General features: G+C 75.1%; 24 protein-coding genes. 15 read left to right on the top strand and 9 right to left on the bottom strand.

All coding sequences use genetic code 11. The features are described from left to right. Window positions 1-6 precede the first annotated feature (6 nt). Complete coding sequence (locus tag ABD644_RS10115; protein ID WP_344688721.1) at window positions 7-618, top strand: DUF4333 domain-containing protein; 612 nt, start codon at window positions 7-9, stop codon at window positions 616-618. A 21-nt stretch (window positions 619-639) separates the two neighbouring features. Here the strand turns inward: ABD644_RS10115 and ABD644_RS10110 are convergent, their stop codons facing one another. Further along, window positions 640-1557, bottom strand: a complete 918-nt coding sequence (locus ABD644_RS10110; protein ID WP_344689003.1) for a 5'-3' exonuclease — start codon at window positions 1555-1557, stop codon at window positions 640-642. A gap of 77 nt (window positions 1558-1634) precedes the next feature. Here ABD644_RS10110 and ABD644_RS10105 point away from each other — a divergent pair, with 77 nt between their 5' ends. The 4 genes from ABD644_RS10105 to ABD644_RS10090 all read left to right on the top strand — a co-directional run bounded on the left by ABD644_RS10105 (window position 1635) and on the right by ABD644_RS10090 (window position 4857). Then, window positions 1635-2789: a M24 family metallopeptidase gene (locus ABD644_RS10105; protein ID WP_344688720.1), complete on the top strand. Its 1155-nt coding sequence runs from the start codon at window positions 1635-1637 to the stop codon at window positions 2787-2789. Further along, the gene (locus ABD644_RS10100) at window positions 2764-3258 is read left to right on the top strand and encodes an Lrp/AsnC family transcriptional regulator (protein WP_425547423.1); all 495 of its coding nucleotides are present in this window, start codon (window positions 2764-2766) and stop codon (window positions 3256-3258) included. Before ABD644_RS10105 ends, ABD644_RS10100 begins: the two co-directional genes overlap by 26 nt. Before the next feature lie 18 nt (window positions 3259-3276). Continuing rightward, window positions 3277-3726, top strand: a complete 450-nt coding sequence (locus ABD644_RS10095) for a nitroreductase/quinone reductase family protein (RefSeq protein ID WP_344688719.1) — start codon at window positions 3277-3279, stop codon at window positions 3724-3726. 126 nt (window positions 3727-3852) lie between these two features. Beyond that, complete coding sequence (locus tag ABD644_RS10090; protein ID WP_344688718.1) at window positions 3853-4857, top strand: DUF2157 domain-containing protein; 1005 nt, start codon at window positions 3853-3855, stop codon at window positions 4855-4857. A gap of 6 nt (window positions 4858-4863) precedes the next feature. Here the strand turns inward: ABD644_RS10090 and ABD644_RS10085 are convergent, their stop codons facing one another. The 3 genes from ABD644_RS10085 to ABD644_RS10075 form a co-directional block, all read right to left on the bottom strand. Next, entirely contained in the window at window positions 4864-5616 is a 753-nt protein-coding gene (locus tag ABD644_RS10085) for an ABC transporter permease (protein WP_344688717.1), read from the bottom strand. Further along, complete coding sequence (locus ABD644_RS10080) at window positions 5613-6617, bottom strand: ABC transporter ATP-binding protein (RefSeq protein WP_344688716.1); 1005 nt, start codon at window positions 6615-6617, stop codon at window positions 5613-5615. Before ABD644_RS10080 ends, ABD644_RS10085 begins: the two co-directional genes overlap by 4 nt. Before the next feature lie 73 nt (window positions 6618-6690). Beyond that, complete coding sequence (locus ABD644_RS10075; RefSeq protein ID WP_344688715.1) at window positions 6691-7536, bottom strand: hypothetical protein; 846 nt, start codon at window positions 7534-7536, stop codon at window positions 6691-6693. A 277-nt stretch (window positions 7537-7813) separates the two neighbouring features. Between ABD644_RS10075 and ABD644_RS10070 the strand changes: the two genes are divergently transcribed. Both ABD644_RS10070 and ABD644_RS10065 read left to right on the top strand, forming a co-directional pair. Next, the gene (locus ABD644_RS10070; RefSeq protein WP_344688714.1) at window positions 7814-8995 is read left to right on the top strand and encodes a carboxylate-amine ligase; all 1182 of its coding nucleotides are present in this window, start codon (window positions 7814-7816) and stop codon (window positions 8993-8995) included. Window positions 8996-9005: 10 nt separating this feature from the next. Continuing rightward, entirely contained in the window at window positions 9006-9866 is an 861-nt protein-coding gene (locus ABD644_RS10065; RefSeq protein WP_344688713.1) for a lysophospholipid acyltransferase family protein, read from the top strand. Between the two features lie 7 nt (window positions 9867-9873). Here ABD644_RS10065 and ABD644_RS10060 read toward each other — a convergent pair whose 3' ends face one another. Together ABD644_RS10060 and ABD644_RS10055 are read right to left on the bottom strand one after the other, a co-directional pair. Next, window positions 9874-10404: a GNAT family N-acetyltransferase gene (locus ABD644_RS10060; RefSeq protein ID WP_344688712.1), complete on the bottom strand. Its 531-nt coding sequence runs from the start codon at window positions 10402-10404 to the stop codon at window positions 9874-9876. A 47-nt stretch (window positions 10405-10451) separates the two neighbouring features. Then, complete coding sequence (locus tag ABD644_RS10055; protein WP_344688711.1) at window positions 10452-11861, bottom strand: KamA family radical SAM protein; 1410 nt, start codon at window positions 11859-11861, stop codon at window positions 10452-10454. 130 nt (window positions 11862-11991) lie between these two features. On the opposite strand from ABD644_RS10055, the gene kdd reads away from it, so the two are divergent. From kdd to ABD644_RS10015, 8 genes are all read left to right on the top strand, one after another. Continuing rightward, window positions 11992-13020, top strand: a complete 1029-nt coding sequence (kdd, locus tag ABD644_RS10050; protein WP_344688710.1) for an L-erythro-3,5-diaminohexanoate dehydrogenase — start codon at window positions 11992-11994, stop codon at window positions 13018-13020. After that, window positions 13017-14531: an amidohydrolase gene (locus ABD644_RS10045; protein WP_344688709.1), complete on the top strand. Its 1515-nt coding sequence runs from the start codon at window positions 13017-13019 to the stop codon at window positions 14529-14531. The genes kdd and ABD644_RS10045 overlap by 4 nt, the downstream gene beginning before the upstream one ends. Before the next feature lie 82 nt (window positions 14532-14613). After that, on the top strand, window positions 14614-16206 hold the full coding sequence (gene kamD / locus ABD644_RS10040; protein ID WP_344688708.1) for a lysine 5,6-aminomutase subunit alpha: 1593 nt from the start codon (window positions 14614-14616) through the stop codon (window positions 16204-16206). Continuing rightward, window positions 16199-16945 carry a lysine 5,6-aminomutase subunit beta gene (kamE, locus tag ABD644_RS10035; protein WP_344688707.1) on the top strand — a complete coding sequence of 249 codons (747 nt, stop codon included), beginning with the start codon at window positions 16199-16201 and terminating at the stop codon, window positions 16943-16945. Before kamD ends, kamE begins: the two co-directional genes overlap by 8 nt. Beyond that, window positions 16942-17331: a 3-aminobutyryl-CoA ammonia lyase gene (gene kal / locus ABD644_RS10030; RefSeq protein ID WP_344688706.1), complete on the top strand. Its 390-nt coding sequence runs from the start codon at window positions 16942-16944 to the stop codon at window positions 17329-17331. Before kamE ends, kal begins: the two co-directional genes overlap by 4 nt. 586 nt (window positions 17332-17917) lie before the next feature. After that, complete coding sequence (gene lnt, locus ABD644_RS10025; protein WP_344688705.1) at window positions 17918-19576, top strand: apolipoprotein N-acyltransferase; 1659 nt, start codon at window positions 17918-17920, stop codon at window positions 19574-19576. Beyond that, the gene (locus ABD644_RS10020; protein ID WP_344688704.1) at window positions 19573-20361 is read left to right on the top strand and encodes a polyprenol monophosphomannose synthase; all 789 of its coding nucleotides are present in this window, start codon (window positions 19573-19575) and stop codon (window positions 20359-20361) included. The genes lnt and ABD644_RS10020 overlap by 4 nt, the downstream gene beginning before the upstream one ends. Before the next feature lie 67 nt (window positions 20362-20428). After that, a complete protein-coding gene (locus ABD644_RS10015) occupies window positions 20429-20932 on the top strand; it encodes an FxsA family protein (RefSeq protein ID WP_344688703.1) in 504 nt (167 codons plus the stop codon). A 187-nt stretch (window positions 20933-21119) separates the two neighbouring features. On the opposite strand, the gene ABD644_RS10010 is transcribed toward ABD644_RS10015, so the two are convergent. From ABD644_RS10010 to ABD644_RS10000, 3 genes are all read right to left on the bottom strand, one after another. Next, entirely contained in the window at window positions 21120-21464 is a 345-nt protein-coding gene (locus tag ABD644_RS10010) for an RNA polymerase-binding protein RbpA (protein WP_091322337.1), read from the bottom strand. 191 nt (window positions 21465-21655) lie between these two features. Then, window positions 21656-22348, bottom strand: a complete 693-nt coding sequence (locus ABD644_RS10005; RefSeq protein WP_344688702.1) for a thymidine kinase — start codon at window positions 22346-22348, stop codon at window positions 21656-21658. 47 nt (window positions 22349-22395) lie between these two features. Beyond that, entirely contained in the window at window positions 22396-23760 is a 1365-nt protein-coding gene (locus ABD644_RS10000; RefSeq protein ID WP_344688701.1) for an MFS transporter, read from the bottom strand. Window positions 23761-23765 lie beyond the last annotated feature (5 nt).

Genomic DNA, 23765 nt, shown 5'->3' with positions numbered 1-23765 from the left:
AGACGAATGACCAATCCGCCGCAGGGCCCCTACGGGCAGCCCGGCCAGCAGCCGGGGCAGCCCTACGGCCAGCCCGGGCAACCCGGGTACGGCCAGCCCGGGTACGGACAGCCTGCTCAGCCCGGCTACGGCCAGCCGGCTCAGCCCGGGTACGGACAGCCGGCCCAGCCCGGCTATGGCCAGCCGGCCGCACCGCAGTACGGCCAGCCCGCTCAGCCCGGGTACGGCCAGCCGGCCGCACCGCAGTACGGCGCTCCCGCCCAGTACGGGGCGCCCGGGCAGTACGGCCCGGGCTACGGCGCGCCGGCCAAGAAGTCGAAGGCCGGCCTGATCGCGGGCCTGGTGGGGCTGCTCGTCCTGATCGTGGGCGCCGTCCTGCTGTTCGTGTTCCTGGGTGGGTCCACGGTCCTCGACCAGGGCGCCGTGGAGACCGACGTCGCCGCGCAGTTCCAGGAGCGCGAGGGCGTCGCCGTCGACCTCACCTGCCCGGCCGACATGGAGGTCTCCTCGGGGGCGACCTACGAGTGCACCGGCACCACCGAGGCCGGTGAGGAGGTCACCCTCCAGATCGCCATCACCGACGAGGAGAGCGCGGCCTACACCTGGACCGAGCCCTGATCTCCTGGCCGGCGCGCCGGATCAGTCCAGCGCGCCGGCCGGCCAACCCAGGGCGGCCCCCAGCCGCCTGAGCGACGACTCCAGCCCGTGCCGTTCGGCGAGGGTCGCCAGCGCACCGGGGTCGGCGGGGGAACGGGGGAGCGCGCCCTCGACCGGCGGCAGGTCGATGTCCTTCGCGACGGCGACCACGACCGGTGCGGCGTCGAGGTAGTCCGCGGCGGCGTGCATCTTCTTCAGGACGGCGGCGGTCAGCGGCGGCCGGGGGACGACGGTGCGCGCCACGGCCGCCCGGATGCCCGCCAGGTCCCCGAACTCGTTGATCAGCGCCGCAGCGGTCTTGGCGCCGACCCCGGCCACACCCGGCAGCCCGTCGCTCGGGTCGCCGCGCAGCACGGCGAAGTCGGCGTAGGAGCGGCCGGGGATGCCGTACTTCGCCGTCACGCCCGCCTCGTCGACCGTCTCGATGTCGGCGATCCCGCGGGCGGTGTAGAGCACCGTGACGCCCCGGGCGTCGTCGACCAGCTGGAACAGGTCGCGGTCGCCGGTGACGATGTCGACCGGGCCCCGCGCCCGCGTGGCCAGCGTGCCGATCACGTCGTCGGCCTCGTAGCCGGGCGCGCCGACGCGCTCGAGGCCGGCGGCGGCCAGCACCTCGACCAGGACGGGCACCTGAGGGCTGAGCTCGTCGGGGACCTCCTCGCCGCCCTCGGGGGCGACCCGGTGCGCCTTGTACGAGGGCAGGGCCGCCACGCGGAAGGCGGGCCGCCAGTCGTCGTCCCAGCAGGCGACCAGCCGGTCGGGGCCGTGCGCGGTGAGCAGGCGGGCGGTCATGTCGAGGAACCCCCGGACGGCGTTGACCGGCCGACCGTCGGGGCTGGTCACGCTGGTGGGCACGCCGTAGAACGCCCGGAAGTAGAGGCTGGCCGCGTCCAGCAGCATGGTGGTCACGGACGCGGACGGTAGCGCTCGGGCGACGAATGGGCTGTCGGCCGGGCGTGCCTGACTAGTCTGCGCACGTGGGAACCGCGACACAGACCGCCGGGATCAGCCCGCTCGTGACGATCGAGCGGGTGCACGCGGCGCGGGCGATCGCCGGTGAGCTCGGCGCCGACCTGCTCGTCCTCACGCCCGGCTCCGACCTGCGCTACCTGACCGGGTACCACGCGCACGCCATGGAGCGGCTCACGGCGCTGGCCGTGCCGCGGGTGGGCGAGCCGTTCCTGGTCGTGCCGCGGCTGGAGGCGCCGATGGTCGACGCGAGCCCCGCGGGGGGCCTGGGCCTCGACGTCCTGGCGTGGGACGAGACCGACGACCCGTTCGCGCTGCTCGCCGGCGCCGCCACCGCGCGGCTCGGCTCGGCGCCGGTGCGGGTCGCCGTCGGCGCGCGCACCTGGGCCGAGCACGCGCTCGGCGTCGCCCGGGCGTTGCCGGGCAGCGCGCTGGAGCTCGCGAGCCCGGTCGTCGACCGGCTGCGCATGGTCAAGACACCGGCGGAGGTCGAGGAGCTCGCCGCGGCGGGCGCCGCCATCGACCGGGTGCACGCCCGGATGGCGGACATGCTGCGCGTCGGGCGCACCGAGGCCGCGGTCGGCGCCGACATCGCGGCGGCCATCCTCGAGGAGGGCCACGTCGCCGTCGACTTCACCATCGTCGGGTCGGGGCCCAACGGCGCCAGCCCCCACCACGAGCTCTCCGACCGGACGATCGGCGCCGGTGACGTCGTCGTCGTCGATATCGGCGGGATGACGGCGACCGGTTACCGCTCCGACTGCACCCGCACCTACGTCGTGGGCGGGGCCGTGCCGCCCGACGTCGCCGAGTGGTACGCCGTGCTGCAGGCCGCGCAGGCGGCCGCGACCGCCGCCGTCCGGCCGGGGGTCACCGCCGAGCAGATCGACGCCGCGGCGCGCGCCGTCATCGACGACGCCGGCTGGGGCGAGCACTTCATCCACCGCACGGGGCACGGCATCGGGCTCGACACGCACGAGGCGCCCTACATCGTGGCGGGCAACGGCATCCCGCTCGAGCCCGGCATGGCCTTCTCGGTCGAGCCGGGCATCTACCTGGCCGGGCGCTGCGGCGCCCGGATCGAGGACATCGTGGTCTGCACCGACGACGGCGTCCGCACCCTCAACGACGGTCCCCGTGAGCTCGTCGAACTCGCCGGCTGAGCCTGGCGGCGACGCCGCCGCGCCCGCCCAGGCCGTGGACGTCGACCGCGCGCTGCTGGCCGCGCTGGCCCGCGACGGCCGCGCCAGCTACACCGAGCTGGCCGAGAAGGTGGGCCTGTCGGTGTCGGCGGTGCACCAGCGGGTGCGCCGGCTCGAGCAGCGGGGGCTGATCACCGGCTACAAGGCGACGCTGCAGGCCAAGGCGCTGGGGCTGCCGCTGACCGCGTTCGTGTCGATCACGCCGATCGACGTCGCCCAGCCCGACGACGCGCCGGCGCGCCTGGCCCACCTGTCGGCCATCGAGGAGTGCCACTCGGTCGCCGGGATGGAGAGCTACATCCTCAAGGTGCGGGTCGCCTCGCCGGACGCCCTCGAGGGGCTGTTGCAGGACATCCGGGCCGCCGCCAACGTCACCACCCGGACGACCGTCGTCCTCTCCACGTTCTACGAGGGCCGCCCGCCCATCTGAGGCCTCTAGCCTGCCCACGTGGCCTCGTTCTGGCTGACCAACCGGGTGGCCAACCCGGTGCTGCGCCGCGCGCTGCGGACGCCGGTGGGCCGGCGACTGGGCCGGGGTCTCGCGGTGCTCCGCTACACCGGCCGGCGCACGGGCACGCCGCACGAGCTGGTCTGCCAGTACGCCCGCGACGGCGACACGGTCTGGGTGCTGGTCGGGGCGGCCGACCGCAAGACCTGGTGGCGCAACCTGCGGGACGGCGCCGACGTGGACCTGTGGCTCGCGGGGGAGCACGTGCGCGCCCGCGCGGTCGCCGTGGAGGGCGCCGTCGCGCCCGAGGAGGCCGCCGCGGGGCTGACGGCCTACCTGGCGGCGGTCCCGGCGGCGGCGCGCACGCTCGGTCTGGCCCGGCACCCGCCGCCGGACGAGGTGGCGAGGGCCGCCACCCGGGCGACGCTGGTGCGCGCGACGCGGATCTGACCCGTCGCAGACCAAGGGCTGCGCCGATGAGCGGCCAACGTCCCTGGAACCGCAGGTCAGACCGCCTAGCCTCGGCACCAGGAGGTGCCGATCATGGTGAGCCCCGCACCCACGACTCCCGCACCGATGAGGCAGTCGATTCCCCGCGAGCAGCTGATGGGCGCGCTGGACCGGCTGCAGGCCGCCGGCACCTGGTCACCGGAGCAGGCCACGGCGCTGCTCGACGAGCTGGACCGCGGCGCGGGGCCGCCGGAAGGCCCCCCGCGCCCGGCGGGTGTCCCGCTCAGCAGCCGGCTCGCCGAGGCGGCCGCCTACGCCGGTGCCGCGCTCGTCGGCGCCGCCGGCGCGGTGCTCGTCGGGCAGCGGTGGGAGGAGCTGGGGCGCCCCGGCCGGGTCGCCGTCCTCGCCGGGATCACCCTCGTCCTCGCCGTCGTCGGCCTCGCGGTGGCCGCGGTCCGGCCGCGCGGCCGGCAGATCATGCTCGGCCCGGAGCACGCCGTCCGCCGCCGCCTGGCCAGCACCTCGCTGACCATCGCCGCGGGCACGGCCGCCGGGACCGCCGGCGTCCTCGTCACCGGGCACGGGCTGCTCGCCGCGGCCGTCACCGCCGTCGTCGCCGTCGCCGCCGCGCACTGGGTGGCCCCGAGCGCCGTCAGCGAGACCGCCGGACTCGGCGCGGTGTGCCTGCTCGCCATCGCGGTCCTGGACGAGGCGACCCCCGACCAGGAGTCGACGACGGCCACGGCCATGGTGCTCGCGTTCGCCGCGGTCGGGCTCGGCTGGGCGGCCCTCTCGCGTACCCGGGTGCTCACCGTGCCCACGCTCGGCCTGTCCCTCGGCCTGGTCGTCGCGCTCTACGCGGGCACGATCGGCGTCTTCGCCGAGCTCCAGCCGGGCGCAGCCATCGCCGTCGGGGTCCTGGCCGTCCTCGCCGTGGGCGGTCTGGCGTACTACGTCCGCACCGCGGAGTGGCCGGCCGCGGTCGCGGGGGTCCTCGCGCTGGCGATCCTGGTCCTCAAGTTCAGCAGCGACAGCCTCAGCCCGGTGGTCGCCGTCTTCCTGACCGGGCTCGTCCTGCTGGGCGTGGGTGCGCTGCTGCTCGTGCGCCGCCGGGCCGCGGGGCGGCGGTAGCGGCGGTCAGTCCCGGCGCAGCCGCCACGACGCGAGCGCCCAGCTCACCGCCCCGATCGCGGCCAGGACGGCGAGCATGCCGGGGTTCCAGCTGCCGCTGAACCACGGGTCCTGCAGGGCCAGGACCAGCGGCCGCAGGGGCGTCAGGGCGCCGACGGTGCCCATCGCGTCGGGCAGCACCTCCGGCGGGGGGCCGGCGCCGCCGAGGATCAGCAGCACGAACCAGAGCAGCACCCCGGCACCCTGTGCCGCGCGGGCGGTGGGCAGGACGGCGCCGAGCAGGATGCCGAGCAGGATCAGCGCCACCGTGCCGACGAGGAACGCCACGACCACGCCGACCGGGTCCTCCGCCGGCGCCGGGTCGTTGGTGAGGAACGAGAACGCCGTGACGACGGCGGCGCCGACCGCGGCCAGCCCCAGCCCGACCGCCAGCTGGGCCCCCAGGACGGCCGCGACGGGCAGGCCGGACGCGCGCATCCGGCGCAGCACCCCGCGCTCGCGGTAGCCGGCCAGCTGGGTCGGCACCGAGATCAGCCCGACCGAGGCGGCGACCAGGGAGATGTAGGCCGGCGTGTAGTACGTCGAGCCGCCGACGCCGCGGAAGACCTCGCCGGTCGGGTCCGGCTGGTCGCCGAACACGCCCCCGAGGACGACGACGTTCACGATCGGCAGCGCGAGCGCGAACACCAGGGTCACCGGCTCGCGCAGCAGCAGGAGCAGCTCGACCCGGCCCGACTCGGTCAGCACGCGCCCGTTCACCGGGCCACCGCCGTCCCTGGCTCGTCGCCCCGGGTCGGCGGGTCAGCGCCGTCCTGGGTGCCGTCCTGGGTGCCGTCGCCGACGAGCCGGATGTAGGCGTCCTCGAGCGTCGCCTGCCGGACGAGCAGATCGGCGGGCACGTGCCCGGTCGGGACCAGCAGGTGGCCGATGCGCAGCACGACCGCCGGTTCCCCGGTGACCTCCACGGTGGTGCCGTGCCGGCGGACGTCGCGGACCCCCGGCAACTCGGCGAACACGGGCAGCGGGAGATCGCTGCTGAACGAGGCGGTGAGCCCGCCGCCGTGGCGGTGTACGAGCTCGGCGGGCGTGCCGGTCGCCACGACGGCGCCGTCGCGCAGCACGACCAGCCGGTCGCAGAGGCGTTCGGCCTCGTCCATGAAGTGGGTGACGAGGACGATCGCCGCGCCCCGGTCCCGCACCCGTTCCACCAGCCGCCAGGCGTCGCGGCGGGCGGTCGGGTCCAGGCCGGTGGTCATCTCGTCGAGGAACACCAGCTCGGGGTCGTTGACCAGGGCGAGGGCGACGAACAGCCGCTGGCGCTGCCCGCCCGAGAGGCTGCCGAACGGCGCGCGGCGCTTCTCCCGGAGGCCCCACTCGCGCAGCAGTGCGTCGATGTCGGGCCGCCGGTCGCCCACGCTGGCGAACAGGCGGACGGCCTCGCCGACCCGGAGCCGGTCGGGCAGGGCGGCGTCCTGCAGCTGGCAGCCGATCCGCCGGCGGAGGGTGGCCACCTGGTGGCGAGGGTCGAGCCCCAGCACCCGGACGTCGCCCTGGTCGGGACGGCGGAGTCCCTGCAGGCACTCCACGGTCGTGGTCTTGCCCGACCCGTTGGGCCCGAGGATGCCGACGATCTCGCCCGGTTCGACGGTGAAGGACACGTCGTCGACCGCCGTCGTCTTCCCGTAGGTCTTGCGCAGGCCGCGCACCTCGACCGGGCGGTCGGCCGTCCGGGGCGAGGTCCGTGCGCGCGTCGTCGTCACCGCCCCGATCGCAGCCGAACCGGCGGGCGGGCCCCAGGGCCGGACGTCCCGGCGGTGGGGCCGCAGTGCCCGGTCACCCGGCCAGCCGCCCGGACCGGCTCAGCGCCCGGGCGGCGCGCACGACGCCGCGTGCGGCGACCGGGGGAGCGCCGGCGGCCAGCGCCAGCCGGCGGAAGGAGTCGTAGGACAGGTCCCGGTAGGCCGTGGCGAGCTCCTCGGCCGCGTCGCGGCGCGAGGGGGCGGCGGTGGCCCGCAGGTGCTGCGCCGTGCGGACGGCGTGCTTGGTGAACGTCACCTGCAGCGCCTGGGAGGACAGCCGGCCGCCGATCCGCGAGTCCAGCCCGGGCCCCCGGCGCAGCGCCGGCAGCACCCAGGGGCTCGCGGCGAGGGCGGGGTACCGGTTGCGCACGGTCTCCCACGCGAGCCAGGCGGTCAGCGCGCCCGGGACGGCCCACTCGCCGTCGTCGGTGGCGACGAGCAGGCGGCGGGTGGTCGCGCGCACCTGGTCCCGGCGCAGCGAGCGGAACGCGGCGACCGGCGCCGGCCAGCCCAGGGCGAGGGCGCACCAGGCCACCGCGCGCAGGTGCTCCGGGTCCTCGCTGCGCACCTGCGTCAGCGGGCGCAGATCCAGCTCCGGCGGGTCGGGTTCGGGCGTGGGCGCCCGCGGCAGGGCCAGGCCGCCGTAGCGGGCGACCTTGCTGTACAGCGCCACGGTCGCGGGCTTCCAGCCGCGGGCCGCCACCAGCGGCTCCAGACCGGTCGCGGCGAGGTCGTCGGGGCCCAGCCCCAGTTCGAGGGCGGCGTCGACCAGCCGGCGCCACTGGGGCTCGTAGCCCTCCGGCGGCCGCACGCGGCCCCAGGCGCGCGCCGGAGGCGGGGCGGGCATGTCGGGCAGCGGCTGCTGCCACGCACGTAGCATGACGGAACACTACCGTTATCCCCAACAATTCGTTGCGTTCCACTTGTGCGGACCTGCCGAACGGGGCCCGGCGCCCTCCGGGCGCCATCTCCGCAATCGCGGGAGGCGCGGCGGCGGGAGCAGGGTGAGCTGCAGGGGTGGTGGGACCGCAGGTCCCACCGAAGAGCCGGCTCAGAGTTGGGGATAACGGTTCGACAACGCGGGGGGCGTTCACCCGGGCGGGGGCCACCGGCCACCTCGGCCTGCGTTCCGGCTCCGCCATGGTGATCATGAGCGCGTGCGCAGCGTCGGGGTCGAGGAGGAACTGCTGGTGGTGGACCCCGCCGGCGTCCCCGTGCCCAAGGGCCCCGAGGCCCTCGAGGTCGCCGCCCGGCGCGGCGAGGGGGAGGACACCGGCGCACACGACCGTGCCGAGCGCGGCGAGGGGCACGGCGCGGACCCGGGTCACCTGATGCCCGAGCTCAAGGCCCAGCAGATGGAGCTCGGCACCCGGGTCTGCACCGACCTCGCCCACCTCGAGGGCGAGCTGCGCTTCTGGCGCGGGCGGGCGGAGTCAGCGGCCCGCGCGGTCGGTGCCCACGTCGCCGCCCTCGCCACCTCCCCGGTCCACGTCGAGCCGGTCGCGACCGAAGGGGAGCGGTACGGGCGGATCGTCGAGGTCTTCGACCGGACGGCCCGGGACGTGCTGACCTGCGGCTGCCACGTCCACGTCTCGGTCGCCGACGACGAGGAGGGGGTGGCCGTCCTCAACCGGATCCGCGGATGGCTGCCGGTGCTGACCGCGCTGACCGCCAACTCCCCGTTCTGGCGCGGCTCCGACACCGGCTACGCGAGCTTCCGGTCGCAGGTGTGGAACCGGTGGCCCTCGGCGGGCCCCAACGAGCCGTTCGCCGACGCCGCCGACTACCACCGCCTCGTCGGCGCCGTCCTGGCCACGGGCACCGTCCTCGACGACGGGATGGTCTACTTCGACGCCCGGCTGTCGGCCACCTGGCCCACCGTCGAGGTGCGCACGCCCGACGTCGCCCTGCACGTCGAGGACGCCGTCACGCTCGCCGGCCTGGTGCGGGCCCTGGTCGAGACCGCCGCCCGGGACGCGGCCGACGGTCGCCCGGTGCCCGACGTCCGCACCGAGCTCCTGCGGGTGGCCGCCTGGCGGGCCTCCCGGTCCGGGCTGGCCGACGACCTCGTCCACCCCGCGACCGGCACACCGGCCCCGGCCGCCGACGTGCTCGACGACCTGCTCCAGCACGTGCGGCCCGCGCTGCGCGACGCCGGCGACGAGCAGCGGGTCGACGACGGGATCGCCGCGCTGCTTCGGCGCGGGACCGGCGCGGACCTGCAGCGGCGGGTCCACCGGGAGACCGGCGACCTGGCGGCCGTCGCCCGTGCCGCCGTGGCCCTCACCGCCGGACGGATGCCCGACACCGCGGGCGCGGTCCCCGGCCCCACGGGATAGATTGCGCCACATGTACACCGCGAGCTGGCGCGACGTCGTCCGCCGCGACCTGTTCGGACCCTCGCCCGACCCGCGTGACAAGCCCTACCGGTTCGTCATCCGCGTCGTGCTGGTCCTGTTCAAGGCGTTTGGCTTCCGGTTCGACGTCCGGGGCTCCGAGCACGTGCCGGTCACCGGCGGCGCGATCATCTCGAGCAACCACGTCAGCTTTTTCGACTTCATGTTCCTGGGCCTCGGCGCGCTGCCGCAGCACCGGCTGGTCCGGTTCATGGCCAAGTCCGGGGTGTTCGAGCACTGGTTCGCCGGCCCGTTCATGCGGGCGATGCAGCACATCCCGGTCGACCGCAAGGCCGGGGCGGCCGCCTTCGAGTCCGCGGTGCGCGCCCTCAAGGACGGCGAGGTGGTCGGCGTCTTCCCCGAGGCGACGATCAGCACGAGTTTCACCGTCAAGGACCTCAAGGCCGGCGCCGCCCGCATGGCCGTCGACGCCGGGGTGCCGATCATCCCCGCCGCGGTCTGGGGCGGGCACCGGATCGCCACCAAGGGCCACAAGGTGGTCCTGCGCCGCCGGGTGCCGGTCACCGTGCTCCTCGGCGAGCCGATCGTCGCCGAGCCGGGGGAGAAGGCCCAGTCGCTGCTACGCCGCACCCGGGCCGCCATGGAGACGCTGCTCGACGAGGCCCACCGCAGCTACCCCGACCAGCCCGCGGGTCCCGACGACCGCTGGTGGCTCCCCGCCCACCTCGGCGGCACCGCCCCGACCCCGGAGGAGGCGGCGGCCGCGGACGCCGTCCGCGCCGCGGGCCACGGCCCGAAGACGCCGAAGAAGTCCCCGCTGGCGCGGATCACGGGCCTGGTCCGCCGCCGCTGACCGCGCATTAGTCGATCGTGGGCGGCGCCATCAGCCGGAAGGCCTCGAGCTCGACGTCGTACCAGCGGGTCATCCGGCCCAGCGGCGTCATGCCCAGCCGCCGGCAGACCGCCAGCGACGGCTCGTTGCCGGGCCGGACGACGGCGTAGACCTCGGGCAGCCCGGCCTCGAAGCCCCGCTGGATCACCGCCCGGGCCGCCTCGGTCGCGTAGCCGTGGTGCCACGAGTCGGGGTGCAGGTGCCAGCCGACCTCGACCTCGCCCACCCCGTTCGGCAGCGGCTTGAACAGCACCGTGCCCGCGACCACGCCGTCCTCGCGCTCCATCGCCCAGCAGCCGAAGCGCGGATCCCCGGCGTGCAGCGCCGCCCAGCGGCTCGGCAGCGCGGCCGGCGGCACCGACGGAGCCCCGCCCAGCCAGCGGGTGACCTCCTCGCGGCCGTACAGGTCCGCCAGGCGCGCGAGGTCGGCGGGGGAGTCCGTCCAGGGCCGGAGCCGCAGCCGGGCGGTGGTCAGCTCGGCACCGTCGTCGTCCCCCACGCCCCCTGCCTACCGGGCGGCGCCGGTGGCAGCCACCCGGGCGGGGCTCAGGCCGGCAGGTCGGCGGCCGACGCCGCGCGGCTGCTGGCCGCGCGCTCCTCAGCTGCCACCCGGTCGTGCTCGCGCTGCGCCCACCACGCCTGGCCGCTCTCGGGCAGCGTCGCGATCGGGTCGTAGTACGTGTAGCGGCGATCCAGGGCGGCCTCGTCGGTGCGCTCGATGCCGGTGCGGTAGTTCTTCGTCCAGTAGCTGATGCCCCGCTCGCGGTCGTACTCGGCGACCTGGTGCACCCACCGCTTGCCGACGTAGGGGACGTCGCACACGATCCGCGGCGTCGCGAAGCCGGGCAGGTAGCCCATGATGTCGTGCTGCAGCGTCTGGGCGTGGGCCAGTGAGACCCGCCAGTGCTCGGCACTGGGGATCATGTCGCACATGTAGAAGTAGTAGGGCGTGATGCTCGCCCCGTCGAGCAGCGCGAAGCACAGGTCGAGCAGCTGCGGCGCGGTCGCGTTGACCCCGCGCAGCAGGACGCCCTGGTTGCGCACGTCGCGGACCCCGGCGGCCAGCATGGCCTTCGCGGCCTCGGCCACCAGCGGGGTCACCTGCTGCGCGGCGTTGACGTGGGTGTGCACGGCGAGGGAGACGCCGCGCTCGCGGGCCGTCGTCGCCAGCCGGGTCATGCCCTCGACGACGTCGTCCTGCAGCCAGTGCTGCGGCATGCCCATGAGGGCCTTGGTCGCGAGCCGGATGTCGCGGACCGACTCGATCTCCAGCAGGCCGGCGACGAACGCCTCGAGGTTCTTGAACGGCAGGTTGGCGACGTCGCCGCCGGAGACGACGACGTCGCGCACGCCGGGGGTGGCCCGCAGGTAGTCGAGCATCAGACCCTGCCGGTCGACCGGCTTGAGCTCGAACTTCAGCTTGGGGACGGCGGGCGTCGAGTTGCCCACCAGGTCCATGCGGGTGCAGTGCCCGCAGTACTGCGGGCAGGTCGACAGCAGCTCGGCGAGCACCTTGGTGGGGTAGCGGTGGGTCAGCCCCTCGACGGCCCACATCTCGTGCTCGTGCAGCGAGTCGCGCGCGGCGTACGGGTGGCTGGCCGCGGCGCCCTCCAGCCGGTCGGAGGCGACCGGGAGCATGTACCGGCGCACCGGGTCGGCGAGCATCGCCGCGGTCGAGGGCACCTCCCCGGGCACCATCGTGTTGAGCATCTGCGGCGGGAGCAGCAGCGACATCGTCGCCCGGCCGGCCTGGTCGGCCTCGACGTCGGCGTAGAAGGACTCGTCGAGCAGGTCGCCGTAGACCCCGCGCAGCTGCCGGAGGTTCTTCACGCAGTTGACGCGCTGCCACTGGGCGCTGCGCCACTGCTCCTCGGTCACGTCGGCGAAGCCGGGGAGCCGCCGCCAGTCCGGTTCGACCAGCTCGCGAGCCACGTATTCGTACGGCTGCTCCAGCACTGCGTGCTCCCTCCGCGGGTCGACCCCGTCGATCCCTCACCAACACGGGCCACCTTACGGGAGAATCTTCGGTCATATGGCATCGACGCGATAGGTTCTCCTGCACCGAACGGGTGAGAGGGAGTGTTTCGTGGCTGGATCGACGGAGCGGGCACTGGGCGTGCCCCGGGTGCTCGAGCCCACCGGGGTGCTGCCCCAGGCGGCGCAGCGCCTCGACGCCTCGCCGGAGATCGGCCCGGACGAGGTGCGCATCGCCGTCGAGCGGCTCAACCTCGACGCCGCGTCGTTCCGCCAGCTCTCGGAGGCGCACCACGGCGACGGCGCTGCGGTTCGCGCTGCCGTCCTGGAGATCGTGCGCACCCGCGGGAAGATGCAGAACCCGGTCACCGGCTCCGGCGGCATGCTCATCGGCACCGTGGACGCCGTGGGCCCCGAGTCGCCCCTGGGCCTGCGGGTCGGCGACCGCGTGGCCACCCTCGTCTCGCTGACCCTGACGCCGCTGTCCCTCAGCGACGGGCTCGCCCGGTGGGACGGGCGCAGCGAGCAGGTGCCGGCCGAGGGGACGGCGATCCTGTTCGCCCGCTCCATCGCCGCCGTGCTCCCCGCCGACCTCCCCGACGCGGTGTCCCTCGCCGTCCTCGACGTGTGCGGCGCCCCCGCCGCGACCGCGCGCGTGGTCGAGCGGGCCGGGGCGCGCTCGGTCGTCGTCCTGGGCGCGGCCGGCAAGTCGGGCTGCCTCAGCCTGGCCGCGGCCCGCGCCGCCGGGGCCACCGAGCTCACCGGCCTGGTGCGCGACGAGGCGGAGGCCGCGGCGCTGCGCGCGACGGGGCTGGCCGACCGCGTCGTCGTCGCCGACGCCACCGACCCCCTGGCCGTCGCGGCCGCGGTGGGCACCCCCGCCGACGTGACCGTGGTCTGCGTCGACGTGCCCGGCGCCGAGCACGGCGCCATCCTCGCGACGGCCGACGGGGGGACCGTGGTCTTCTTCTCCATGGCCACGTCGTTCCCGGCGGCGGCCCTGGGCGCGGAGGGGATGGCGGCGGACGTGACGATGCTCGTGGGCAACGGCTACACGCCGGGGCACGCCGCCCTGGCGCTCGGCCTGTACCGGTCGGCCCCCGGCGTGCGCGCCCTGATCGAGCCGCGCATCCATCCATGAGCCTGCTGATCACCGACGTCACCGTCGGCGACCGGGCCGGCCGCGCCGTGCACGTCGTCGACGGCGCCGTCGCCTGGACCGGTGCGGCCGCCGACGCACCCGCGGCCGACCGGGTGATCTCGGGGGAGGGGGCGTTGCTCACCCCGGCGTTCGTCGACGCGCACGTGCACGCCACGGCGACCGGTCTGGCGCTCGCCGGTCTCGACCTCCACGGGAGGTCGAGCGTCCGGGACGCGCTCGCTGCGGTGACCGCACTGGTCGGGTCGGCCCCCGAGGGCATCGTGCTGGGCACCGGCTGGGACGAGACCGGCTGGCCGGAGGGACGCGGCCTGACGCGGCACGACCTCGACGCCGTCGTCGGTGACCGCCCCGCCTACCTGGCCCGCGTCGACGTGCACTCGGCCACCGTCTCGACGGCGCTGCTCGACCGGGTCCCCGGCATCACCGCCCTGCCCGGCTACGACCCGAGCGGCCAGCTACGGCTCGACGCCCACCACGCGGCGCGGCAGGCGGCCTACGGGTCGGTGGGCGCCGGCCAGCGCCGGACCGCCCAGCGAGCCACGCGCGCCGCCGCGGCGGAGCTCGGCATCGGCAGCCTGCACGAGATGGCCGGCCCCGAGGTGTCCGGCATCGAGGACCTCGCCGCCCTGCTCGACCTCGCGGCGGCCGAGCCGGGGCCGCGGGTGCTCGGCTACTGGGGCGAGCTGGCCGAACGCGGCGGCCTGGGACCGGTCCACGAGCTCGGCCTGGCCGGGGCCGGCGGCGACCTGTTCTGCGACGGCGCCTTCGGCTCGCACACGGCCGCGCTGAGCAGCCCCTACGTGGACCGCCCGGACACCGCCGGCGCACTGCGGTTCGAGACGGCGTCGCTGGTCGAACACGTGCGCGCGTGCACGCTGGCCGGCGTGCAGGCCGGCTTCCACTGCATCGGCGACGCCGCCGTCGGCCAGGTGCTGGACGCGATCGGTGCGGTGGTGGCGGAGCTGGGCGTCGCCGCCGTCCGCGCGTGCCGGCATCGCCTCGAGCACGTCGAGATGGCCGACGCCCGGGCGATCGCCCGGATGCGCGACTGGGCGGTGGTCGCCAGCGTCCAGCCGGCGTTCGACGCCGCCTGGGGCGGGGAGACCGGCATGTACGTCGAGCGCCTGGGCCACGACCGGGCGCTGGCGACCAACCCGTTCGCCGACCTCGCCGACGCCGGTGTCGCGCTGGCGCTGGGCAGCGACGCCCCGGTCACCCCGATGGATCCGTGGGGAGGGGTGCACGCCGCCGTCGACCACCGCACGCCGGCGTCCGGCCTGCGCCCGTTCGACGCGTTCGACGCCGCCACCCACGGCGGCTGGCACGCCGCCCGCGCCGAGCACCCCGGTGGCCCGCTGGCCGTCGGCGCCCCCGCCGACCTCGCCCTCTGGGCGACCACCGGCACGCTGTCCACCGTCCTCACCGAGCGGGCGCGGCCCACCTGCCGCCTGCTGCTCGTCGACGGCGACCCGATCGGAGAACTCCCATGACGCCCCCATCTCAGCTTTCGGTACAGAAAGCTCACGCGCACGGTTCAGCTTTCGGTACAGAAAGCGGGAAGGGAGACCTGCCGTGAGCACGCTGCACCTCGACCCGGCGCTGGTCGCGCGGGCGCGGGAGCTGGCCGCGCGCGCCGCGCAGCCGGTCGTCGACCTGGCGCACCGGCACACCACCGTGTCGGTCGAGCGCGCCGTGCTGCGGCTGGCCGGCCTCACCGGCACGGACCCGGTCACCGGCGAAGGCAGGACCGAGGACCGGGTGCCCTGGGTGAACCGGGTGGTCGACGCCGTCCGCGACCAGGTCGGCCTGGAGTCCGGCGTGGCGCTGCCCGTGTGGCACGCGCTCGCCTCGGGACGGACCCTGCAGTCGCTGGCCGAGGAGGTCGGCGCCGGGACGGCGCGGTTCGACATCCCCAGCGGTGCCGACGCCGAGCGCGCCCGCGCGGCCGCCCGCGACGCCGCGGCGCAGGGCATCGCCCGCATCGACGCCAACCGCCGCCGTCGGGACGAGCTCGTGGCGACGCACGGCGACCCGCCGCGCCGTCCCTGGATCTACCTGATCGTCGCCACCGGCGACATCCACGAGGACATCCCGCAGGCCCAGGCCGCCGCGCGGGCCGGCGCCGACGTCATCGCCGTCATCCGGTCGACCGGGCAGTCGCTGCTGGACTACGTGCCCGAGGGCGCCACGCGGACCGGCTACGCCGGCACGTACGCCACCCAGGAGAACTTCCGGCTGATGCGGGCCGCCCTGGACGACGTCAGCGCGGAGCTCGGCCGCTACGTGCGGCTGACCAACTACGCGTCGGGGCTGTGCATGCCCGAGATCGCCGTGCTGGCCGGGCTGGAGCGGCTGGACATGATGCTCAACGACGCGATGTACGGGATCCTCTTCCGCGACATCAACCCGCAGCGCACCTTCGTCGACCAGCGGTTCAGCCGCATGGTGCACGCCCGCGCCGGGATCATCATCAACACCGGCGAGGACAACTACCTCACCACTGCCGACGCCGTCGACGAGGCGCACACCGTCACGGTCAGCCAGCTGCTCAACGAGACGCTGGCCAAGGAGGCCGGCCTCGAGGACTGGCAGCTGGGGCTCGGGCACGCCTTCGAGATCCAGCCCGAGCGGGAGGAGTCCTTCCGCCTGGAGCTGGCGCACGCCCTGCTGGCGCGCAGTCTCTTCCCCGACGCGCCGCTGAAGTGGATGCCGCCGACCAAGCACATGACCGGCGACGTGTTCCGCGGCTACCTGCTCGACGGGTTCTTCAACCTGGCCGGGGCGCTCACCGGCCAGGGCATCCTGCTGGTCGGGATGATGACCGAGGCCGTCGTCACCCCGTGGCTGTCCGACCGCGACCTCGCGCTGCGCAACGTCGGCTACGTGCTGAACGCCGCGGGCAACCTTGCCGAGGACTTCGCCCCGCCGCCGGGCGGCTTCATCGACCGGCGGGCCGACACCGTCCTGCGCGAGGCGGTCGAGCTGCTGGAGCGGATCGCCGACCATCCCCGCGGGCTGATGGACGCGATCGCCGACGGCACGTTCGGCATCACCAAGCGACCGATCGACGGCGGCAAGGGCCTGGCCGGGGTCGTCGCGACCGGCCCCGACGCCTACAACCCCGCCCTGGAGCTGCTGGAGGAGAAGGAGGCCGCTCGTGCCTGACGGGACGATCATCCGGCCGTACGGGGACACCACCGGCGACGGGATGGTGCAGCTGTCCTTCACCCTGCCCGTGCCCACCGGCCCCAGGGCCGAGGGCGCTGCGCTGCAGCTGGCGAACAAGATGGGCATCGAGCCGGCGATGGTCGTGCACAGCCACGCGATCGACGCCGGCTACACCTTCTTCGTCGTCTACGGCAGCGTGCGGCACCTGGTCGACCTCGACCAGGTGCACGTCGAGGAGCGGGCCTACCCGCTGCTCACGGCCGGCGAGGTCAACACCGCCATCAGGACCGGCCTGCACCGCGAGCTCGTCGTCCTCGGCGCCTGCATCGGCACCGACGCGCACACCGTGGGCATCGACGCGATCCTCAACGTCAAGGGCTTCGCGGGGGAGAAGGGCCTGGAGTACTACCGGGAGATGGCCGTGACGAATCTCGGCGCCCAGGTCACCGTCCCCGAGCTGGTCGCCCGGGCCCGGGCCGACCGCGCCGACGCCGTCCTCGTGTCGCAGGTGGTCACCCAGAAGGACGCGCACCTGCGCAACACCCGGGAGCTGGCCGCCGCGTTCCGCGAGGCGATGGGGGAGGAGCGCCCCCTGCTCGTCGTGGGCGGCCCGCGCTTCGACCCGGCGATGGCCGCCGACCTCGGCGTCGACAAGGTCTTCGGCCGGGGGACGACACCCGGCGAGGTCGCCAGCTACCTGATCCACGCACTGATTCCCGAAAGGCAGCCCGCATGACCGAGCCCGACCCCCGACTGGGGCTCACCGTCACCCACCGCCGCTACGTGCCCTACGCGCACGCCCACTACGGGGGCTCGCTGGTCGACGGCGCCTACTCCCTGGGCCTGTTCGGCGACGTGGCCACCGAGGTCGCGATCGTCATGGACGGCGACGAGGGCCTGCTGGCCGGCTACTCCGAGGTCCGCTTCCTCGGCCCGGTGCGGGCCGGCGACGTCCTCGAGGCGACCGCGGAGGTGGTGCGGGTCGGCCGGCGCAGCCGCGAGCTGCGCTGCACGGCCCGGGTGGTCGCACGCGCCGAGCCGGACCGCGGTCCGTCGGCCGCCCGCGTCCTCGACGAGCCGCTGACCGTCGTCGAGGCGGTGGCCACGCTCGTCGTCCCGTGACGGAACGCAGCGGCGCGCACGCGGACCGAACCGACCGGCCGGACGAACGGCCTCAGGTCACGATCAGATAACAGTCCGGCTCGTGCCTCTCGCAGGCCGCGACCCGGCCGCGCGCAGTTCTTACAGTCCCTGCAGTTCCATCCGGGGCACCGACCGTCGCCTGCCGGAGCGAGCCGCGCGGGTCCACCGCGCCGCCCGCCCGACCGTCGCCGCCGGGCAACCCGGTGAGAGCCCGCTCGGACCCGCCTCATCAGACAACGGTCGAGCCGATCGCCGCCAGCGACCGGCCGTCCGGCCCGAAGACGCGGCACCGCGGCGCGGCCCCGCCGGCGCTGACACGGATGGGGGAAGGACCCCCTGCCCCCCACCGCTCGCAAGCTCGCGGTGGGACCCTGCAGGGGGCCGTCGCCGGTCGGAGCCCGTGCCGGTCGTCGGTGCAGGCTGGAATGGGATGCTGGGTCAGGACCGCGGCAACGGCGCAGCGGTCCGGACCCACGTCCGAGCGGCCTGGGTCGACCGACCCCCGGGCCGCTCCCGGGACGACCGTTCCGGGAGGCAGTGCGTGCCGGCAGCACCAGGTGGGCCGGTGACCGGCGCGAGGCCCCTGCCCAGGCCGGCCGATCCGGACGTCTCCGTCGAGGCACCCGCCCCGCGCCGACGCCTGCCCTGGCGCACCGCGCTGGCCGCGCTCGGCGGGGCCCTCCTGCTGCTCGCCTTCCCCGGCTACGACCTGCCGGCGCTGGCCCCCCTCGGGCCCGCCGCGCTCGCCCTGGCCGTGCGGGGGCAGCGCTTCCGGTCGGGGCTGTGGCTCGGCCTCGTGTTCGGGCTCGCCTTCTTCGTCCCGCTGCTGTCGTGGAGCGGCACCTACGTCGGGCAGGTCCCGTGGCTGGCGCTGGCCGGCATGGAGGCGATGTTCATCGCGCTGCTCGGCGGTGCCAGCGCCGTGACCTCCGGGCTGCGGCTGTGGCCGGTGTGGGCCGCGGCCCTGTGGGTGGCCGACGAGGCCCTGCGCGGACGTTTCCCCTTCGGCGGGTTCCCGTGGGGGCGGCTGGGCCTCAGCCAGACCGAGGGGCCGCTGATGTCGTTCGCGGCGTACGGCGGCGTGCCCCTGGTGAGCTTCGCCGTCGCCCTGAGCGGCACGCTGCTGGCCGCGGCGGCGCTGGCCCTGGTCAGGGCCTGGCGGGCGGCGTCCGTGCCGCGGGAGCCCGCCGCCGAGGGACCGGCCGAGGGACCCGCAGCGGGGCCGGCGGTGCGGGCGGCCGTCCTCGCCGTCGTCGCGGTGCTCGCCGTGCCCCTCGTGGGCGGCCTCGCCTGGCTGCCGCTGGCCGGTCCGTCGCTCACCGACGGCGGGCCCACCGCCACCGTCGCGGTGATCCAGGGGAACGTCCCGCGGGCCGGGCTGGACTTCAACGCCCAGCGCCGCGCCGTCCTCGACAACCACGTCCAGGCGACCCGGGAGCTCGCCGCGGCCGTCGAGGCCGGCCGCGAGCCCCAGCCCGACCTCGTCATCTGGCCGGAGAACAGCTCCGACATCGACCCGTTGCGCAACGACGACGCCGCCCGCCAGATCGACCGGGCGGCCGAGGCGATCGGCGTGCCGATCCTGGTCGGCGCGGTCACCGACGGGCCGGGCCGGTTCATCAGCAACACCGCCATCGTCTGGGACCCGGACACGGGGCCGGGGGACACCTACCTCAAGCGGCACCCCGTGCCCTTCGGCGAGTACATCCCCTACCGCTCCTTCTTCCGGTTCTTCAGCGACAAGGTCGACCTGGTCCGGCGCGACTTCTACGCCGGCAGCGACCCCGGGGTGCTCGACGTCGGGGGCACGCGGCTGGGCGACCTCATCTGCTTCGAGGTGGTCTACGACGGGCTGGTGGGCGACGTCGTCGACGGCGGCGCAGAGCTGCTCGTCGTCCAGACCAACAACGCGACGTTCGGGTTCACCGACGAGAGCGAGCAGCAGCTGGCCGCGAGCCGGCTGCGGGCCGTCGAGTACGGCCGGTCGGTCGTCGTCGCGGCGACCAGCGGCATCTCCGCGATCGTCGCCCCCGACGGCACCGTCGTCCGCTCCTCGTCGCTGTTCCGGTCCGCGGTGTTCGTGGAGGAGATCGCCCGGCGTGACTCGACCACGGTCGCCCTGCGGCTGGGACCGTGGCCCGAGTGGGCGCTGACCGCGCTGGCCCTGGGCGCCCTGCTGGTCACCATCGTCCCGGCCCTGCGGCGGGGGAGCGGCGCCCGATGACCGACCGGGTGCTGGTGATCGTCCCCACCTACAACGAGGCCGAGAACGTCGAGCGGATCGTCGAGCGGCTGCTGACCAGCGTGCCCGAGGCGCACGCGCTGGTGGTCGACGACGGGTCACCCGACGGCACCGGCGAGCTGGCCGAGAAGCTGGCCGCGCGCGACCCCCGGGTGCACGTGCTGCGGCGGGCCGGGAAGGCCGGTCTGGGCCCGGCGTACGTGGCCGGGTTCCGCTGGGCCCGCCAGCGCGGCTACGACGTCCTGGTCGAGATGGACGCCGACGGCTCGCACGCCCCCGAACAGCTGCCGCGCCTGCTCGCGGCGCTGTCGGGCGCCGACCTGGTCCTGGGCTCGCGGTACCTGCCCGGCGGGCGGGTCGAGGACTGGCCGGTGCACCGGCTGCTGCTCTCGCGGCTGGGCAACCGCTACACCCGCTGGCTGCTGCGGCTGCCGCTCACCGACGCGACCGGCGGGTACCGGGTCGCCCGGGCCGAGCTGATCGACCGGCTGCCCTTCGACGACGTCGCGAGCCAGGGCTACTGCTTCCAGGTCGACTGGGCCTGGCGGGCGGTGCGGGACGGCGCCCGCGTGACCGAGGTACCGATCACGTTCACCGAGCGGGCGTTCGGCAGGAGCAAGATGAGCCGTTCGATCGTTAGAGAAGCATTGGTACGGGTGACCGTGTGGGGTCTCCGGGACCGGCTGGCCGACTGGCTACCGGGCCGGGTCCAGCGGCCCGTGCCGGGACGACCCCGCGACGGCGGGCGGTCGAGCGCGGTCCGGTAGGCGGACCGGCCGCCGCCCCGCCGTCCGGGGAACAGGAGAGGCGGACGTCGTGAGACGCCGGTTGCGCATGGCGGTAGGGCTCCTGGCCCTGGCCGAGATCATCGTGTTCGCGCTCGTGGCGAGCTGGATCGGGATCGGCTGGACGATCCTGGCGGCCCTCGCCACGAGCGCCCTGGGGGGCCTGCTGCTGGCCCGCCAGGGGGTGCGCGCCCTGGGCGAGCTGCGCGAGCGCGCCCGGGCCCGGCGACCGGCCGGCCGCGAGCTCGGGGACGCGGGGCTGGTCGCGGTCGGCGGGCTGCTCATGGTGATGCCCGGCTTCGTCGGCGACCTGATCGGCCTGCTCTGCCTACTGCCGGGCACCCGGCCGCTCATCCGCGCCGGTCTCGCCCGGCTGGCCCTCTCGCGGGTGCCCGACCATCTCCGCGGTCCCGTCCGGGTGGACAGCAGCCGCACCGCGCCGGTCGACTCTCCCGGCCCGTCCGGCGGCTACGGCCGGGTGGAGGTCATCGAGGGCGAGGTCGTCACCGAGGTCGTGCGCGACACGCCCGGGCAGCGGCCACCGCTCGCCTGAGACGTTTCCGTCCGCGGGGTCATCGCGAGTTGATCATCGGATCCGTGCACGCGACACGGCCGGACACGCCGGGGAACCGGGCACGGATCCGATGATCAACAGCGGAGCGCCCGAGAGGACGCTCGGTGTGAGACGCAGAACGGCCCCGGTGGAGAACCACCGGGGCCGTTTCGCTGTCGTGCTGAGATCAGCTGGCGCGGGTGCGCCGACCGCGCAGGACCTCGAGCCGCTCGGCGAGGACCTCCTCGAGGTCCTCGACGGAACGGCGCTCCAGGAGCATGTCCCAGTGCGTGCGCGGGGGCTTGACCTTCTTGGGGGCCGGCTCGGCCCCGCCCACGAGCTTCGCGGCGGAACCGTCGAACTTGCACTCCCACGTGTCGGGGAGCTCGGCGTCGTCGGCGAAGGGCACCGTGAACAGGTGGCCCGACGGGCACCGGTACTCGGCGTACTGCCGCTCGATCGGCGCGGTGTTCCGCTCGGTCTCGTAGCTCACGCTGCCCAGTCGGCTGCCGCGCAGAGAACGCTCACCCATGGCACACCGTCCTCTCGTTCTTGATGTCGGTCAGGACTCGACGTCCGGCGAACAGGCCACTACCCATCGGACCGGGGAGTCAGAGAGATTAACGACGGAAAACCCCGAGAGATTCCGTCTAATCGGTGGTCCATCATCGCATGGGGGTGGATCCAGGGCTCCACCGCCCCCCGGAGGGGTGAGACCGCAGGTCAGGGGAGTGCCAGCTGGCCCGGTCCGGCCGCCGTCGGGCCGAGCTCGCCGCGGACGTAATGCCGCCGGCAGAGCACCTGGTAGCGCACGGCGGGGGCGTCCGCGTGCTCGGCCGGAGCGGTGTCGGCGACGACGACCGTCTCCCCGGAGCGGACCATCGCCCCCTCCACCACGCGGGCGTTGAGCAGCCCCGGCAGCCCGCACCAGCAGAGCACCTCGACCTGCACCCGCTGGACGTCGTCGGCGACCTCGAGCAGCCGCTGCGTGCCGGGGAACAGGCGGGTCCGGAAGTCGGTGGTGAGACCGAAGGCGTAGACGTCGACGTGGGACTCGTCGACCAGCTCGGCCAGCTGGTCCACCTGGTGCCCGGTGAGGAACTGCGCCTCGTCGACGATCAGGTAGTCCACCCGGTGCCCGCCGGCCCACCGCTCGCGGACCAGCAGCCGCAGATCGGTCGAGCCGTCGATCTCCACCGCCGCCCGCGACAGGCCCACCCGCGAGCTGATCTGCGGGGCGGCGGAGCGGTCGCCCTGGGTGACCAGCAGGCCGTGCCTGCCCTGCCGGTGCTGGTTGTGGTCGACCTGCAGCGCGAGCGTGGACTTCCCGCAGTCCATCGGCCCGTGGAAGAACCGCAGGTGCGCCGGGGCCGGGTGCCGCCGCCGATCGCCGGACGCCGGGACGGTGGCAGGCACGGGTAGCGGCACCGGCGCCCCCGGCCGGTCCACCGACTCGGTGCCCGTCACAGGCGCGCCGGGGGAGTGTTGCCGGCCGCCAGGACCGCGCGGCGCATCGGCAGCGCGGCCAGGGCCACGAAACCGGCCACGAAGAAGATCACCAGGCTGACGATGGCCAGCCGGTAGGAGCCGGTGAGCTGGTAGGTCAGGCCGAACGCGAGCGGGCCCAGCCAGCTGGTCCCGCGGTCGCTGATCTCGTAGAAGCCGAAGTACTCGGCCTCCTTGCCCACGGGGATGAGCTGGCTGAACAGCGACCGGGACAGCGCCTGGGTGCCGCCCTGCACCAGGCCGATGACCGCCGCCAGCGCGTAGAACTGGCTCACCGCGCCGGTCTGCAGGAAGAAGGCGGCGAGGAGCACACCGATCCAGGCGATCAGCGCACCCAGCACCACCCGCTTGGCGCCGTACCGCCCGGCCAGGCGGCCCAGGCCCAGCGCCCCGAAGATCGCGACCACCTGCACCATGAGGATCGCGCCGGTGAGCACGTCCTGGTCGAGGTCCAGCTCCTCGGTGGCGTAGGTCGCCGAGAGCGCGATGACCGTCTGCACGCCGTCGTTGAACAGCAGATAGGCGCCGAGGAACCACAGCGTCAGCGGGAAGGCCCGCATCTCCCGCAGGGTCAGGGCCAGCTGCCGGAAGCCGCTGTGCGCCCGCACGGCGTCGGGGTCGCGCACCGGTCGGTTGCGCAGCCGCGACACCGTGAAGACGGTGAACGCGCCCCACCACAGGCCCGCGGTCGCCAGACAGATGCGCACCGCCTCGCCGGTGGTCAGGCCGAGGGACTCGGCACCGATCACCAGGCCCAGGTGGACGGCGAGCAGCAGGGCCCCGCCGACGTAGCCGAAGGCCCAGCCGCGGCTGGAGACGGCGTCCCGGTCGTCGGGTCCGGCCAGGTCGGGCAGCCACGAGTAGTAGACGACCGTCGCCGCACCGAAGGCGATGTTGGCGACGGCGAAGAGCACCGCGCCGAGCAGCCAGCGGCCGTCGCCGACGAAGAACAGGCCGGTGGTCGCCAGCGCGCCCAGGAACGCGAACGCCGCGAGCATCTCGCGCTTGCGCCCGCTCCGGTCGGCGAAGGCGCCGGTGATGGGCAGCACGAGCACCTGCAGCAGCACCGACGCCGACAGCACGTAGGAGAACCAGCTGCCGGCCGCGATGGACAGCCCGAGGAAGGACAGCCGCTCGTCCGGGCCGGCCGCGTCCCGCGCCACCGCGGTCAGGTAGGGGCCGAGGAAGACGGTCGTCACCGAGGTGTTGAAGACCGACATCGCCCAGTCGTAGGAGTACCAGCCGAAGCGCTCGCGCTTGAGCGCATGGTCGACCTGCGGCGGGGCGGGGTGGGCTCCGGCGGTGGACGGGGCAGTGGTCACCGGCG

Source organism: Blastococcus jejuensis (assembly GCF_039534705.1).
Classification (GTDB): Bacteria; Actinomycetota; Actinomycetes; order Mycobacteriales; family Geodermatophilaceae; genus Blastococcus_B; species Blastococcus_B jejuensis.
Note: the sequence above shows the minus strand (reverse complement) of the source record. Positions and strands in the feature narration are given on the sequence as shown.